This window comes from Pseudomonas sp. GW458-11-26-14-LB4 (assembly GCF_059423925.1).
Window position 1 is genome coordinate 271,601 of sequence record NZ_JBWKYU010000004.1, and the last position, 15,461, is coordinate 287,061.

The 15,461-nt window shown below is 60.8% G+C and carries 12 protein-coding genes; 2 read left to right on the top strand and 10 right to left on the bottom strand.

Features of this window, described 5'->3' with window-relative positions:
* Positions 1 to 1,218, bottom strand: a complete 1,218-nt coding sequence (locus AC07XZ_RS08015; protein WP_085747735.1) for a type II secretion system F family protein — start codon at positions 1,216 to 1,218, stop codon at positions 1 to 3.
* Positions 1,219 to 1,220: 2 nt separating this feature from the next.
* The gene (gene pilB, locus AC07XZ_RS08020) at positions 1,221 to 2,921 is read right to left on the bottom strand and encodes a type IV-A pilus assembly ATPase PilB (protein ID WP_085747736.1); all 1,701 of its coding nucleotides are present in this window, start codon (positions 2,919 to 2,921) and stop codon (positions 1,221 to 1,223) included.
* Positions 2,922 to 3,147: 226 nt separating this feature from the next.
* Here pilB and AC07XZ_RS08025 point away from each other — a divergent pair, with 226 nt between their 5' ends.
* Both AC07XZ_RS08025 and AC07XZ_RS08030 read left to right on the top strand, forming a co-directional pair.
* Positions 3,148 to 3,570: a pilin gene (locus AC07XZ_RS08025; protein WP_085747737.1), complete on the top strand. Its 423-nt coding sequence runs from the start codon at positions 3,148 to 3,150 to the stop codon at positions 3,568 to 3,570.
* A 297-nt stretch (positions 3,571 to 3,867) separates the two neighbouring features.
* A complete protein-coding gene (locus tag AC07XZ_RS08030; RefSeq protein WP_011335977.1) occupies positions 3,868 to 4,224 on the top strand; it encodes a BON domain-containing protein in 357 nt (118 codons plus the stop codon).
* A gap of 167 nt (positions 4,225 to 4,391) precedes the next feature.
* On the opposite strand, the gene AC07XZ_RS08035 is transcribed toward AC07XZ_RS08030, so the two are convergent.
* From AC07XZ_RS08035 to folK, 8 genes are all read right to left on the bottom strand, one after another.
* On the bottom strand, positions 4,392 to 4,688 hold the full coding sequence (locus tag AC07XZ_RS08035; protein WP_102686304.1) for a DUF2845 domain-containing protein: 297 nt from the start codon (positions 4,686 to 4,688) through the stop codon (positions 4,392 to 4,394).
* Complete coding sequence (locus AC07XZ_RS08040; RefSeq protein WP_102686303.1) at positions 4,688 to 7,639, bottom strand: DUF748 domain-containing protein; 2,952 nt, start codon at positions 7,637 to 7,639, stop codon at positions 4,688 to 4,690. Before AC07XZ_RS08040 ends, AC07XZ_RS08035 begins: the two co-directional genes overlap by 1 nt.
* 133 nt (positions 7,640 to 7,772) lie before the next feature.
* Positions 7,773 to 8,789, bottom strand: a complete 1,017-nt coding sequence (locus AC07XZ_RS08045; RefSeq protein WP_102686302.1) for a class I SAM-dependent rRNA methyltransferase — start codon at positions 8,787 to 8,789, stop codon at positions 7,773 to 7,775.
* 145 nt (positions 8,790 to 8,934) lie between these two features.
* A complete protein-coding gene (gene acs / locus AC07XZ_RS08050; RefSeq protein WP_102686301.1) occupies positions 8,935 to 10,872 on the bottom strand; it encodes an acetate--CoA ligase in 1,938 nt (645 codons plus the stop codon).
* Positions 10,873 to 10,986: 114 nt separating this feature from the next.
* Positions 10,987 to 12,651, bottom strand: coding sequence for a glucose-6-phosphate isomerase (gene pgi / locus AC07XZ_RS08055; RefSeq protein WP_011335972.1), 1,665 nt, complete (start codon positions 12,649 to 12,651; stop codon positions 10,987 to 10,989).
* Positions 12,652 to 12,997: 346 nt separating this feature from the next.
* Positions 12,998 to 13,858, bottom strand: a complete 861-nt coding sequence (panC, locus tag AC07XZ_RS08060; RefSeq protein ID WP_007959604.1) for a pantoate--beta-alanine ligase — start codon at positions 13,856 to 13,858, stop codon at positions 12,998 to 13,000.
* On the bottom strand, positions 13,855 to 14,655 hold the full coding sequence (panB, locus tag AC07XZ_RS08065) for a 3-methyl-2-oxobutanoate hydroxymethyltransferase (RefSeq protein ID WP_039771642.1): 801 nt from the start codon (positions 14,653 to 14,655) through the stop codon (positions 13,855 to 13,857). Before panB ends, panC begins: the two co-directional genes overlap by 4 nt.
* Positions 14,656 to 14,975: 320 nt before the next feature.
* Positions 14,976 to 15,461, bottom strand: coding sequence for a 2-amino-4-hydroxy-6-hydroxymethyldihydropteridine diphosphokinase (folK, locus tag AC07XZ_RS08070; protein ID WP_102686300.1), 486 nt, complete (start codon positions 15,459 to 15,461; stop codon positions 14,976 to 14,978).

Below are 15,461 nucleotides of genomic sequence, written 5' to 3' on the forward strand. Positions count from 1 at the left end.
TCAGATCGCTGAGCCGAGTTGGAAGATCGGCAGGTACATCGCCACCACCAGACCGCCGACGATCACCCCGAGCACCACCATGATGAACGGCTCCATCAGGCTGGTGAGGTTGTCGACCATGTTGTCCACTTCGTCCTCGTAGAAACCCGCGACCTTGTCGAGCATCTCGTCCAGTGCGCCGGACTCTTCGCCGATGGCGGTCATCTGCACCGCCATGTTCGGGAAGATGCCGGTGGAGCGCATCGAGAAATTCAGCTGCATGCCGGTGGAAACGTCCTGACGGATACGCAGCACGGCGCGCTTGAACACCACGTTGCCGGTGGCCCCGGCCACCGAGTCCAGCGCTTCAACCAACGGCACGCCGGCTGCGAAGGTGGTCGACAGGGTCCGGGCGAACCGCGCCACTGCGGACTTGTACATCAGCGTGCCCACCAGCGGCAGCTTGAGAAACCAGGCGTCACGCCGGTCGCGCATGGCCTGGGATTTTTTCAGGGCATGGCGGGTGCCGAAAAAACCGGCCACCAGCAGACCAAGAATCGCCCACCACCATTGCTGCATGAATTCGGACAGGCTGATCACCATCAACGTAAAGGCTGGCAGTTCGGCACCGAAGCCAGAGAACACCGACTGAAACTGCGGCACCACCTTGACCAGCAGAATCCCGGTAACCACCGCCGCCACCAGCACCACGGCCGACGGGTAGGTCATGGCCTTCTTGATCTTGGCCTTGAGGCTTTCGCTCTTTTCCTTATAGGTCGCGACCCGTTCCAGCAGGGTGTCGAGCGCGCCGGACTGTTCACCGGCATCCACCAGGTTGCAGTACAACTCGTCAAAATACTGAGGCTTCTTGCGCAGCGCGGCGGCGAAGCTGTTGCCGGCGGCGACTTCCTGTTTCACCTCGTCGACCAGTTTGCGCATGGCCGGGTTCTCGAAGCCTTCGCCAATGATGTCGAACGACTGCAACAGCGGTACGCCGGCCTTCATCATGGTCGCCATTTGCCGGGTGAACAGGGCAATGTCCTGGGCCTTGATGCGCTTGCCGAAGCTCAGCAACGAGGCGGATTTCTTGCGCACCTTCCCGGGGTTGATGCCTTGCTTGCGCAACTGGGCCTTGACCAGTGCGGGGTTCTGGCCACTCAACTCGCCGGTCACCTTGCTGCCTTTGCGGTCCGTACCTTCCCAGGCGTAGATGCTGATTTTCGCTGCCTTGACCGCCATGTTCAGTCCTTGGTGACCCGGTTGATTTCTTCAAGGCTGGTGATGCCTTGCATGGCCTTGATCAGGCCCGAGGTGCGCAGGTCGTTGAAGCCGTCCCGGCGCATCTGGGTATCGATTTCCAGTGAGTTGCCCTCGGCCATGATCAGCCGTTGCAGTTCGGGGGTGTTCTTCACCACTTCATAAATCCCCACGCGACCCTTGTACCCGCCGTTGCAGTGATCGCAACCGGCGGGCTCATAGATCGTGAAATGGCCGATGCGTTCCTCGGGGAAACCTTCCTTGATCAGGGTTTCGCGGGGGATCTCGATGGGTTTCTTGCAGTGGCTGCAGAGTTTTCGCGCCAGACGCTGGGCAATGATCAGGCTCACCGAGGTCGCGATGTTGAAGCCGGGGATGCCCATGTTGTGCAGGCGGGTGAGGGTCTCTGCTGCGCTGTTGGTGTGCAGGGTGGACAGCACGAGGTGACCGGTCTGGGCGGCCTTGATCGCGATTTCGGCGGTTTCGAGGTCGCGGATCTCGCCGACCATGATCACGTCCGGGTCCTGACGCAGGAACGAGCGCAGGGCCTGGGCAAAGTCCAACCCTTGGCGTGGATTGACGTTGACCTGGTTGATGCCTTCCATGTTGATCTCCACCGGATCTTCGGCGGTGGAGATGTTGATGTCGACGGTATTGAGGATGTTCAGCCCGGTGTACAGCGACACGGTTTTGCCGGACCCCGTGGGGCCGGTTACCAGAATCATGCCTTGGGGCTGCTTGAGGGCGGCCATGTACAGGTCTTTCTGTTCCGGCTCGTAGCCGAGGGCATCGATGCCGATCTGGGCGCTGGAGGGGTCGAGGATCCGCATCACCACTTTCTCGCCCCAGAGCGTGGGCAGGGTGTTGACCCGAAAATCGATCGACTTGCTCTTCGACAGACGCATCTTGATCCGCCCGTCCTGGGGTTTGCGCCGTTCTGAAATGTCGAGGCTGGCCATGACCTTCAGGCGCGCGGCAATGCGCCCGGCGAGCTGAATCGGCGGCTTGGCCACCTCCCGCAGAATGCCGTCGGTGCGCACCCGCACCCGGTAGTTCTTTTCGTAAGGCTCGAAGTGCAGGTCGGACGAGCCGCTCTTGATCGCGTCCAGCAGCATCTTGTGCACGAAGCGCACCACCGGAGCGTCGTCGGCGTCGATTCCGCCGAGGGTGTCCTGTCTGCTGTCGTCGGCCGACTCGATGTCCAGCCCGTCGAGGTCGACATCGGCCATCTCCTCCAGGCCGGTGGCGTGGGTGTCGAAGAATTTTTCAATGGCGTCGGTGAGTTTGTCGTCTTCGACCAGAATGGCTTCGGTGCTCAGCCCGGTGCTGAACTGAATGTCATTGATCGCCTGGTGATTGCTCGGGTCGGAAATCCCCACGAACAGTTTGTTGCCGCGCCGCCAGAGGGGCAGGGCGTGGTGCTGGCGCACCAGTTTTTCACTGACCAGGCCCTTGGGCTGGGTTTCCTTGTCGAGACAGTTGAGGTCGAGAAATGCCATGCCGAAATGCTCCGAGGCTATTTCGGCGACCTGCCAGCTCTTCACCAGTTTGTTCTGCACCAGGTAACTGACCAGCGACAGGCGATTGCGCTGCGCCTGCTGCCAGGCCTGCTGGGCACTCTTTTCCGTGAGCAATTCGGCCTGGACCAGTTGTTTGGCCAGACCGCTCAGAGCGATGTCATTCATGGGGTTTCCACGTGCTTGCCGTTCATGACTTATAGCCTAGTCAAGTGACAGCGCCAAACACCCGGGGTGCAGGTGACAAAAAGTGTCAGATAGTGCGGTTACGGGCTGTAGGAATCGGCACGATGTCCGGTTCACGCCCAGCAGGCCGGGGCTGCGAGCGCTTGGCACGGGCTGTGCTGATTCCTGTTCAGATCATGAGATTCCGACTCATGCATGGAGCGTGTCTATGAAGAAACAACAAGGTTTCACTCTGATCGAGCTGCTGATCGTTGTGGCGATCATCGGTATTCTCGCGACTGTGGCGCTGCCGCAGTACTCCAAATATCAGGCGCGGTCGAAGGTGACGGCGGGGCTGGCCGAAATCTCGGCGATGAAAGTGCCGTTCGAAGACATCATCAATCAAGGGACGAACCCCACGCTGGCTGCCGTTAAAGGCGATGCGGGCACTACCACCTCCAACTGTGCACTGACCGCCTCGGGGACAGCTGCAGATGGAGCGGGCACCATCGTTTGTACGCTGGCCAATGCGCCGGCACCGGTGGTGGGCAAAACCATCACGCTCACACGAACCGCTGCCAACGGCTGGTCGTGTGCAACGACCGTTGCGCCGGACTACTCCCCTAAAGGCTGTACAGCAAGCGGTACCTGATCCATTTGGAAGTCCGAACGATGCCCCGCTCTGCGGGGCATTTTCGTTATGTCGACTACCTGGCAAAAGGTTCAATAATTTCAGTGCTTTAGGAACTTTTCGAAAAGCCGCAACTTGCATGTAAATATTTCACCGGTCATGCAATTTGCATGATTCCGAAAATATTCATAGTTTTTAAGTTGTTGATTTATAAGGGATTATTAAGATTTTAAAAGTTGGCACAACGTTCGCAATATCTACGGTAACCCTGCTGACAAGACACGCAGCAGACTTTCCAGAAAAACAGGAGTTACTCGTATGAAGAAGTTCGCTATCACTGCCGCTGCTGCTACCGCGCTGACCCTGACCATGGCTTCCGGTGCATTTGCTCAATCGACCCAGACCACTCAGGCTCCAATGACTTTGGCTGCCGGTGAAGTCACCAAGGCTAAAGAAGCTACTTCCGATACCTGGATCACTACCAAAGTCAAAAGCGACCTGGTAACCGAAAAAGGCATTCCTGGTACCGACATCAAAGTCGAAACCAACAAAGGTGTGGTTTCCCTGTCTTCTGACGTCGCTATCACCGAGGCTCAGAAAACCACCGCAGTGAACATCACCAAGAAAATCAAAGGCGTGAAAGCGGTCTCCGCTGACGGCCTGAAAGCCGAGTAAGGCAAGACTTCTCGCCTGAACCGGGAGAAGACGCGACAGGCGGGCCGAGCAATACGTCTGCCGCACTTTAGAGTTCATGCGACCGGCCACACGGAATGTGGCCATTACAGGCCCCGGCACATGTGTCGGGGCCTGTTCTATTCAGGGGCCGGAAAAGGCGGGGAAGGTCAATTGCCGCGTTTGCTGTTGATCTGCTTCAGGCGATTGCCTTCAAAGCGCAGGTATTGATACATGCCGTTGCTCGGGCCGTAGGTCCATTCCTCGACCTGAAACTCTTCACGACGGTTGGCGCTGCGTTTGTAACCGAGCAGATCGCGACCAACCGGCTCACCACATTTTTGCAGCACCTCGCTGGCGCGGTCGCCAAGGCTGACGAGTTGGCTGCCGCAGCGCAGGGTATCGGACGCCGCAGCCTGGCTGGCGATCAATGCCAGCCCCATTGCAGCCAGCCAGTTTCGGTTCATCACTCGGCATCCAGATGCATTTGCGTCACCACTCGCCCGTCGCTCTCCGCTTCGCCGAGATTGGCGTCGATGAAGTACACGCGATCGTCGGCCAGTTGGCCTTTATCCACCAGGTAGTCCTTGATGCTGCTTGCACGGTCCTGACCGAGCTGGCGCAACAGCACGTCGCTGGAGCTCCAGAACTTGATCACGTCGGCACGCATTTTCGCCGTGCGTTCTTCCTTGCCCAGATCCTTCCATTCGGCCGGTGGCTGGGTTTTCAGACGGGTGCGATAGATGCCCTCAAGCAGCGGGCCTTTTTCGTTATCCGGTACCTGAATCAGCGAAGCCTGAGCCGGCACCTTGTCGCCCCGGCGCTGGAGCATCTTGTAGTAGTTGTACTGGTATTCACGTTCCAGGCGCTGTTCTGCGAGCAACGGACCGTCGCTGCTTTTTGCCGCGGTGCCTTCGATTTCCAGGCGCAGGGCCGGACGCTCCTTCAGCGCTTGCGACAGCTTCACCAGCGCCGCTTCGGCGTCTTTGCTCAGGTCGCTGGAACCCGGCGCGAAGGACACGGTGCCGAGGTCTTCGGAACCACCACCGCTGACCAGACCGCCAATCAGCTTGAACGGCGCGGCGGCAGCCTTGACGATCAGGTTGCGCAGGGTCTGCCAGACAATCGGCATCACGCTGAATTGCGGGTTGTTCAGGTCGCCGGTCACCGGCAGCTCGATGGAGATCTTGCCGTCGACATCCTTGAGCAGGGCGATCGCCAATTTCAACGGCAGGCTCACGGCGTCCGGGCTGTCGACTTTCTCACCCAGTTGCAGCTGCTCGACCACCACTTTGTTCTCGGCCTTGAGCTGGCCTTTGGTGATCAGGTAATGCAAATCGAGGTTGAGCCGGCCCTTGCGGATCCGGTAGCCGGCGAACTTGCCGGAGTAGGGAGTCAGGGTGGTCAGTTCGACGCGTTTGAAACTGGTGGCGATGTCGAGACTGGCCATCGGGTCGAACGGGTTGACCGCGCCCTTGATGGTCACCGGCGCATAGCGGTCGACCTTGCCCTTGATGTCGACGCTGGCCGGTTTCGCCTGACGGCTGTCGATGGTGCCGATCTGGCCGTTGAGCTGCTGGATCGCGGTGGCGAAGTTGGGGGTCAGGCTGAAGTCGGCGAAGTTGGCCGAGCCGTCGTTGATCGCGATGCCGCCGATGTGAATACCCAGCGGTTTGTCATTGCTCGCCGGTTTCGCCGCGGCGGTCTTCGCCCCGGAATCGGCCGGCTGCGGAATGAGCAGGTCGTCAATGTTGGTGGTGCGATCATCGTTGATCATGAACCGCGCATACGGCTGGAACAGGTTGACCCTGTCGATCGACAGGCTGTCGCCGTGCTGATAGTTCAGGCCTTCGACCACCACCTGCTGCCATTTGAGGAAGTCGCGGGTTTTCAGGGTGTCGAGGGTGTGCAACTGATCGACCTGAGCACGACCGGTGACGCTGAGGGCCAGCGGGTCAGTGCTTTTCAGGTTCACTTTCAGGTCGCTGCCGAGCATGCCGCTGCGCAGTTCGAGACGAATGAACGGGTTGATGTAGGACTGCGCGACCCGCAGGTCGATGTCCTGGGTTTTCACGTTGAGCTGCGCGCTGACCGGGGCCAGATTGACCACGCCGTCGGCGCTGATCTTGCCTTGCTTGCCCAGACCGGTATCGAGTTTGAGGTTGAAAGGCGAGCCGTTGAGGCTGTCGAAGTTTTGCAGATCGACGTTCAGCGGGGTGACGTCCAGGGTGACTTCCGGCTTCGCCGAACGGTCGGCCAGATGCACTTTGTAGTCACGCAGTTGCACGTCCTTGATCAACACTTGCCACGGTTTGCTCGGCGCGGTCGGTTCAGGTTTCGGCGAGTCGGCGGCCGCCGGGGTGCTTTTCGGCTCCGCTGCAGCTTTGGCAGCGGGTTTCGATGGCTGGCTGGCGAACAGTTTTTGCCAGTCCAGTTGGCCGTCCGCTTCCAGCGCCGCCCAGGTTTCCAGTTTCTGACTGCGGATCTTGCCGACCACCACTTGCTGCTTGGCCAGGTCCACCGTGGTGTCGCTGACGTCGAGGCGCTCGAGTTTCGCCAGCTGACGTCCGTCCGGCGCCTTGATCGCGAACGGCGCGATGTTGACCGCGACGTTGCTCAGCAGCAGTTCGGTTTCCTTGGACAGGTTGAGCTTGTAGTCGGTGCTCAGGCTGACGACACCCTCTTCCAGCACCAGTGGCACGGCGTCGCGCACGTAAGGCCAGAAGGCTTTCATCTTGCCATCGGTGATCTTGAGGGTGCCTTCGGAAGCGATCGGGATCAGGCTGAAGTTGCCTTTCCAGTCGATCTGCCCACCGGCCGGGCCGATCGCGACGAGGGTCATGTCGGCGTTGTCTTCGGGCAGTGTGCTGAGGTTTTTCAGCTCGAAGTCGAGCTTGTCGTAGAGAAATTCGATCGGTTCGCTGGGGCGCGCATCCACGAAATGCAGGTTGCCGCCGGCCAGCTGGATGCGGTCGATGCGCAGCGGAAACGGTTTGGCGTCGGGATCGGCCGGGGTGGGCTCGCTGGCGGGGAGCTTGAACAGGCCGAGCAGGTTGAGCTGACCATCCTTGGCGAACAGGATCTCGGTTTTGGATTTTTCCAGTTCGATGTCGGACAGATGCAGGGCTTTGGTCCACAGACTGTCGAGTTGCAGGTTGGCGTACAGACGTTCGAAGCCGACCTGTTCCTTGCCCGGCTCGCCGATCACCAGGCCCCACAGTGTGAGTTCAAGGCTGAACGGGTTGAGTTCGATGCGCTGCAGATGCGCCGGCACCGTGGCGTAGTTGGCCAGTTGCTGATTCACCACCCTGAGCGCAATGCCCGGCAAAATCAGGAACCCCAGCAGGCTGTAGAGGGCCAGGGCAGTCAACAGGGCGCCAATCGCGCGAATCAATCCTTTGGGCATGTGCGGCTTCATCTGTCTGAATCGGAGTGCCTTGGAGTATGGCACGCGATTCCGGTTCCGAAGTACATCGCACGAGACAGGATTGTTCAGATTTGTCTGCAATTTCTGTTGGAGCTTCCGAAGGCTGCTCCTGCAGGGGTAAAGATCAGAGCTGCAGAATCAGCGTCTTCAACGGCGGTTGTTGATCCATCGACGGGAAGTCCTGGCCCGGAGTCATCACGCTCCATTCACGCACCGGCCGCCCGGCTTTTTCGGCGCAGCGCAGCACTTGTTCGCGCCAGTCGTCCATGCTGACTTTCGCCAGATTGTTGCAGCAGATCAGCACACCATTTTCGGCGGTGGTCAGCAGGGCCGGCTTGAGCAGGCTTTGATAATCGCGCAGCAGGTCGACGGTGCCGAACGCGCTCTTGGCCCACGCGGGCGGGTCGAGGAGCACCAGATCGTACTGGCGCTGTTCCAGGCGCTGATAGCTCGGCAGTTTCTGCCCGCGACGCTGACTGATCGGCAGGCCGGCGAGTTGGCGGATCGCCGGGAAGTAGTCGGACTGGATGAATTCCATGGTCGGCAGTTGCGGATTGAGCTGACCGTTCTCGCGCCCCACCGCCAGATTGCCCTCGGCGAAATCCAGGTTGCACACCTCACGTGCACCGCCTGCTGCTGCGCTGAGGCCGACGCCGCAGGTGTAGGCAAACAGGTTGAGCACGCTTTTGCCCTTGGCGTGATCCTTGACCCAGCCGCGGGTGTTGCGCAGGTCGAGGAACAGCAGCGGATCCTGTCCGGCATGGCGTCCGCGCACACGATAATTCAGGCCCCATTCGTGGCCGACCAGATCGGCCAGCGCGGCGTCGTCGGCGCGGTAGACGCTGTCTTCACGGTCGATTCGCGAGTTGCCACGGGAGCGGTCGTTGTAGACCAGCAGGGTTTCAAGGCCCAGAGTCTGGTTGACCATGGTGTGCAGTTGCAGCAGGTCTTCGCGTGCCAGGGTCTGGTGGAAACTTTGCACCATCAGTTGCGGGCCGTAGCGGTCGATGGTCAGGCCGCCGGCACCCTCCTGGCTGCCGTGGAACAGCCGATAGCAGTCGGTGCCCTGGCGGTGCAGCTCGGCGAGCAGATCCTGGCGTTGGTCGAGGGCGGCGCGCAGCGCCAGGTTCAAGGAAGACATGCGGGCGCCTTGCTGGAGGGAATCGGGGCGCGGGAGTTTAGCAGTTTGGCAGGCAATCGAGGGGTTCCCATCGCGAGCAGGCTCGCTCCCACAGACGATCATAAGTCCTTGTGGGAGCGAGCCTGCTCGCGATGCTTTTGCGGCCTTACTGGTTCAGGCGTTTATCGATCAAGCCCTGCACCACGCTCGGATCCGCCAGAGTCGAAGTGTCGCCAAGGCTGTCGAGTTCGTTGCAGGCGATCTTGCGCAGGATCCGCCGCATGATCTTGCCCGAGCGGGTTTTCGGCAGGGCTGGGGCCCACTGGATCAGGTCCGGTTTGGCGAAGCTGCCGATTTCCTTGCTGACGTGGGCCAGCAGTTCTTTCTTCAGCTCATCGTTGGGCTCGGTGCCGTTCATCGGTGTGACGAATGCATAAATCCCCTGACCTTTGACGTCGTGGGGATAACCGACCACGGCGGCCTCGGCGATGCTGTCGTGCAGCACCAGCGCACTCTCTACCTCGGCGGTGCCGATGCGATGGCCGGAGACATTGATCACGTCATCTATGCGCCCGGTGATCCAGTAATCGCCGTCCTCGTCCCTGCGGGCGCCGTCGCCGGTGAAGTAGTAACCGGGGTAGGGCTTGAAGTAGGTGTCGACCATGCGCTGCGGATCGCCGTAGACGCTGCGGATCTGGGCCGGCCAGCTCGACTTGATCGCCAGTACGCCACTGCCGGCGCCCTTGATTTCCTTGCCGTGCTCATCGAGCAGCACCGGTTGCACGCCGAACATTGGCTGGGTGGCGCAACCCGGTTTGATCCGTTGGGCGCTGACCAGCGGGCTGAGCATGATGCCGCCGGTTTCGGTCTGCCACCACGTATCGACTATCGGGCAGCGCTGTTCGCCTACGACGTTGAAATACCATTCCCACGCTTCCGGGTTGATCGGCTCACCGACACTGCCGAGCAATCTGAGGCTTTGTCGCGAAGTTTCCTGCAAGGGCCCGGCGCCTTCACGCATCAGTGCGCGCAGGGCGGTGGGGGCGGTGTAGAAGATGTTGACCTTGTGTTTGTCGATCACCTGCCAGAAACGCGAAGTGCTCGGGTAGCTCGGCACGCCCTCGAAAATCAGCGTGGTGGCGCCGTTGGCCAGCGGGCCGTAGACGATATAGCTGTGGCCGGTGACCCAGCCGACGTCGGCGGTGCACCAGAACACTTCGCCATCGCGGTAGTCGAGGACGTACTTGAAGGTCATCGCCGCTTGCAGCAGGTAACCGCCGGTGGTGTGCAGCACGCCCTTGGGTTTGCCGGTGCTGCCGGAGGTGTAGAGGATGAACAGCGGGTCTTCGGCGTCCATCGGTTCCGGCGGGCAATCGTCGCTGACGTCGCGCACGGCCTGGTGATACCAGAGGTCGCGGCCTTCGACCCAGTCGACTTTGTTCTGGGTACGCTCGACCACCACGACGGTGCTGACATTCGGGCAACTCTGCAGGGCCTTGTCGACATTCTGTTTCAGTGGCACGAATTTGCCACCGCGCACGCCCTCGTCGGCGGTGATCACGGTGCGGCAGTCGGCGTCGAGAATGCGGTCGCGCAGGGAATCCGGAGAGAAGCCGCCAAACACTACCGAGTGAATCGCGCCGATCCGCGCGCAGGCGAGCATGGCGTAGGCCGCTTCGGGGATCATCGGCATGTAGATGCACACCCGGTCGCCTTTTTTCACGCCACGGCTTTTCAGCACGTTGGCCAGGCGGCAGACGTGGTGATGGAGTTTGCTGTAGGTGATTTGCGTCGATTCGGCAGGGTCGTCGCCTTCCCAGAGGATGGCAGTCTGATCGCCGCGCGTTTCCAGATGGCGGTCGATGCAGTTGTAGCTGACGTTCAGCTTGCCACCGGCAAACCAGGCGGCGTCGCCGGTCTTCAGGTCATAGCGCTGGACGGTCTGCCACGGCGTGCTCCAGTCGAGGAAGCGGGTGGCCTGTTCGGCCCAGAAGGTGCTGGGGTGTTCAATGGATTCGCGGTACAGGCGCTGGTAGTCGTCCTGACTCAACTGTGCAGCCCGGCGGACGGCATCGGCTTTGGGGAACGTGCTGATATCGAACATGACGGTTCCTTATTCTTGTTGTGCGACAAGGATAAAGATGCGCCGAGAGCGGTGAGGGTTCAATACCTGTGAACAAACACCCCCTCATGGCAAGGGGGTGTGTTCAGGGCTGGATCAGCCGCGGTGACGGCCGCGGAAGTAGTTGATCAGGCCCTGGGTGGACGCGTCTTCAGCGGCGGTTTCTTCGCTGCCGACCAGACGGTTGTAGACGCCCTTGCCCAGTTCCTTGCCCAGTTCCACGCCCCACTGGTCGAAGGCGTTGATGCCCCAGACCACGCTTTGCACGAAGACTTTGTGTTCGTACATCGCCACCAATGCACCGAGACGACGCGGGCTGATGCGTTCTACCACCAGGGTGTTGCTCGGACGGTTGCCCGGGATCACCTTGTGCGGTGCGAGTTTCTGCACCTGATCTTCGCTCATGCCCTTGTCGCGCAGTTCCGCTTCGGCTTCCGGCAGGGTCTTGCCGAGCATCAGCGCCTGGCTCTGCGACAGGCAGTTGGCGTACAGCCACTGATGGTGGTCGGAAACCGGGTTGAAGCTGACGATCGGCACGATGAAGTCGGCCGGGATCAGTTGGGTCCCTTGGTGCAGCAACTGGTGATAAGCGTGCTGACCGTTGCAACCGACGCCGCCCCAGATCACCGGGCCAGTGTCGGTCGACACCGGCGTGCCGTCCTGACGCACGCTCTTGCCGTTGGATTCCATGTCCAGCTGTTGCAAGTGCTTGGTGATGTTACGCAGGTAGTGGTCGTACGGCAGGATCGCGTGGCTTTGCGCGCCCCAGAAGTTGCCGTACCACACACCGAGCAGGGCCAGCAGCACCGGCATGTTCTGTTCGAATGGCGCGCTCTGGAAATGCTGGTCCATGGTGTAGGCACCGGACAGCAGTTCTTTGAAGTTGGACATGCCGATGGCCAGCGCGATCGGCAGGCCGATGGCCGACCACAGCGAGTAACGACCGCCGACCCAGTCCCACATCGGGAAGATGTTTTCTTCGCGGATACCAAAGGCCACGGCTGCCGCGTTGTTGCTCGATACGGCGATGAAGTGGCGATACAGCTCGGCTTCCGAACCACCCTGGGCCAGGTACCAGGCGCGTGCGGCCTGGGCATTTTTCAGGGTTTCTAGGGTGTTGAACGATTTCGACGAAACGATGAACAGCGTGGTCTCGGCGCGTAGTTTTTGCGTCAGCTCGTGGAACTCGCTGCCGTCGATGTTCGCCAGGTAATGGCAACGCACGCCTTTCTGGGCGTAGGACAGCAGGGCTTCGGAGACCAGCTCGGGGCCGAGGAACGAGCCGCCGATGCCGATGTTCACAACGTCAGTGATCGGCTTCTCGGTGTAACCGCGCCACAGACCGTCGTGGATGCGGCCCACGAGATCGGTGATCTGGTTCAGCACCTTGTGTACTTCAGGCATCACGTTGACGCCGTTGACCGACAGCTTGTCGCCGACCGGGCGACGCAGGGCGGTGTGCAGCGCCGGGCGGCCTTCGGAGGAGTTGACGATTTCGCCGTCGAACAGCGCCTTGATCGCGCCCTTGAGATCGACTTCATTGGCCAGACCCACCAGCAGGTTGCGGGTCTCGGCGTTGATCAGATTCTTCGAATAGTCGAGAAACAGTCCGCAGCTGCTGAGAGTGAACTGATTGAAGCGCTGCGGATCGGCGTTGAAGGCTTCGCGCATGCTGAAATCCTGCATGGCTTGGCGGTGATCTTTCAACGCTTGCCAGGCAGGCAGAGCGGTAACGTCATGAGGAGTGCGGTAGTACGCCATCGCTGCGGTTTTCCTTTTTACTTGAACGGCCTTTTGAACACTGAAAAGACCTCCCCGCCATGTTTGGGCGAGGGGGCAACTGCGTCGACACGATTACTTTGGCGCAGGGCGAATACAGTAAACCCAGCGCCGCGATCTGTCTTGGCTTTGTCTGACCTGTTTTCGGTACTTTTTTAACATTGATAACAGACGGGGCCGACAAACGGCGGGTAATGCGAGCAGTCCCTGCTATTGGTGTCGAGTCGAACGGCGGGAGTTTGCCCGATGGGCAGGTGCTCAGCAATACGGTCTGGAAGTGCGTGCAGACGCTGTGGGAGCGGGGGGCTCCCACAGCGTTTGCCGGTGTTCAGGCGGGGGTATCGAGATTCAGATGCAGGTTGTCGATCAACCGGGTGGTGCCGAGGAAGGCCGCGACCAGAATCACCAGATCACGATCCTCCGCCGTTGCCGGACGCAGGGTCAGGGCGTGGCGGATTTCCAGATAGTCCGGACGCAGGCCGGCGGCTTCCAGTTGCTGGCGTTGCGCCTGGATCAGGGCAGGGAAGTCGCGTTCACCTTGCTTGATCGACTCGGCAATGCTGCTCAGGGTGCGATAGACCACCGGCGCCACAGCGCGCTGTTCTTCACTGAGGAAACCGTTGCGCGACGACAGCGCCAGACCGTCGGCGGCGCGTACGGTCGGCTCGCCAATGATCTGGATCGGCATGTTCAGGTCATGCACCAGCGCGCGGATCACCGCCAGTTGCTGGAAGTCTTTCTGGCCGAAGATCGCCAGGTCCGGCTGGACCATGTTGAACAGCTTGCTGACCACCGTCGCCACGCCTTCGAAGTGCCCCGGACGGCTGGCGCCGCACAGGCCTTCGGAGAGTTGCGGCACGCTGACCCGGGTCTGCCCGGCCATGCCGTCGGGGTACATTTCCTCGACGGTCGGGGCGAACAGCAGATCGCAGCCGGCTTCCAGCAGTTTTTCCTGATCCGCCGCCAGGGTGCGCGGGTACTTGTCGAGGTCTTCGCCGGCGCCGAACTGCAGCGGGTTGACGAAAATGCTCGCGACCACGAAGTCCACGCGCTGGGTGGCCTTGGTGATCAGGGCAATGTGGCCGCTGTGCAGGTTGCCCATGGTCGGCACGAAGCCGATGCGCTTGCCTTCACTGCGGGCGCGCGCCACGGCGGCGCGCAGTTCACGTACGGTTTTGACGGTGTTCATGCAGAGAATCCGTGTTCGATCCCGGGGAAAGTGGTGGCTTTGACTTCACTGACGTAAGCCTTCAGCGCGGACTGGATGCTGTCCTGACCCTGCATGAAGTTCTTCACGAATTTCGGCACACGGCCGCTGATCGACAGGCCGAGCATGTCGTGCAGCACCAAGACCTGACCGTCGGTATCCGAACCGGCGCCAATGCCAATCACCGGGATTTTCACGGCCTGGCTGATTTCAGCCGCCAGTTCGCTCGGCACGCATTCGAGCAGCAGCATGGCTGCACCGGCCTGTTCCAGCGAGATCGCGTCGGCGCGCATCTGGCGTGCCTGGTTCTCGTTGCGCCCCTGCACTTTATAGCCACCGAGAATGTTCACGGCTTGCGGGGTCAGGCCCATGTGGGCGCAGACCGGCACACCGCGTTCGGCCAGCAGGCGGATCGAATCCGCCAGCCACAAGGCGCCTTCGACCTTGACCATGTGCGCGCCGGCCTGCATCAGCAGGGCGCTGTTGGTCATGGTTTGCTCGAGGGTGGCGTTGGCCATGAACGGCAGGTCGGCCAGGATCAAGGCATCAGAGTTGCCGCGTTTGACGCTGGCAACGTGGTAGGCCATTTCTGCGGTGGTCACCGGCAGGGTGCTGTCGTGACCCTGCAGGACCATGCCGAGGGAGTCGCCCACCAGCAGCACTTCGACACCGGCCTCGTTGCAGGCGTGGGCGAAGGTCGCGTCATAGCAGGTCAGCATGGTGATCTTTTCACCTTTCTGCTTGAGGCTCTGGAGCGTGGTCAGGGTGATGGCTGGCATGTAAGAAATCCTCGTTCAGGCGCTTTGGAAACTACTGCGAGTAACGCGCGTGATTCGTCATCTATTCAGGCGCACGCTCTTTTGTCGTGCTTATAAGGCCTGGATTGCGCCCTTGTATGCCGGGTTGGCGGCAGCGGGACGCCTATAGTCGTGATGAGGCCTCAGGAAGTCAATTGCATGTGTTACCGCATTGTTACGAGGGGAGTGTTACCGGCGTTACTGATGCGATTCAGCGGGCCGGCGGGCCTGATCTGCGGGGTTTTTGTCCTACAAGAACGCAAAATGCGGGAGCCGGTTGGCTCCCGCATCAGCGGTTTGTGTCAGGCGTGGGAGAGGCGCTCGAGGCCGACGAACGGGCAGGCTGCGAGAAGATCGGCAAGGGTGCGGCCATCAGCCAGACGCAGATCTTCGGGCGCCAGTTCGGCCAGGGGATAGAGAACGAACGCGCGTTCCTGCATGTGGTAATGCGGGACTTTCAGGCGCGGCTCGTCGATCAGGCGATCACCGAACAGCAGAATGTCCAGATCCAGCGTGCGTGGGCCCCAGCGCTCAAGGCGTTCGCGGCCCTGATCGTTTTCGATCGCCTGCAAGGCATCGAGCAGATCAAGCGGGGCGAGCGCGCTGTCGAGCGCGGCAACCGCGTTGGTGTAACGCGGTTGGCCCGGCAGCAGCGAGTCGCTTTGGTAGAAGGCAGATACGCCGACCAGTTCGGTCTCGGGCAATTGCCCCAGCGCGTCGACCGCGCTGCGCAGTTGTTCGGCCGGGTCAGCCAGGTTGCTGCCCATGCCGATGTAGATGCGTTCCAT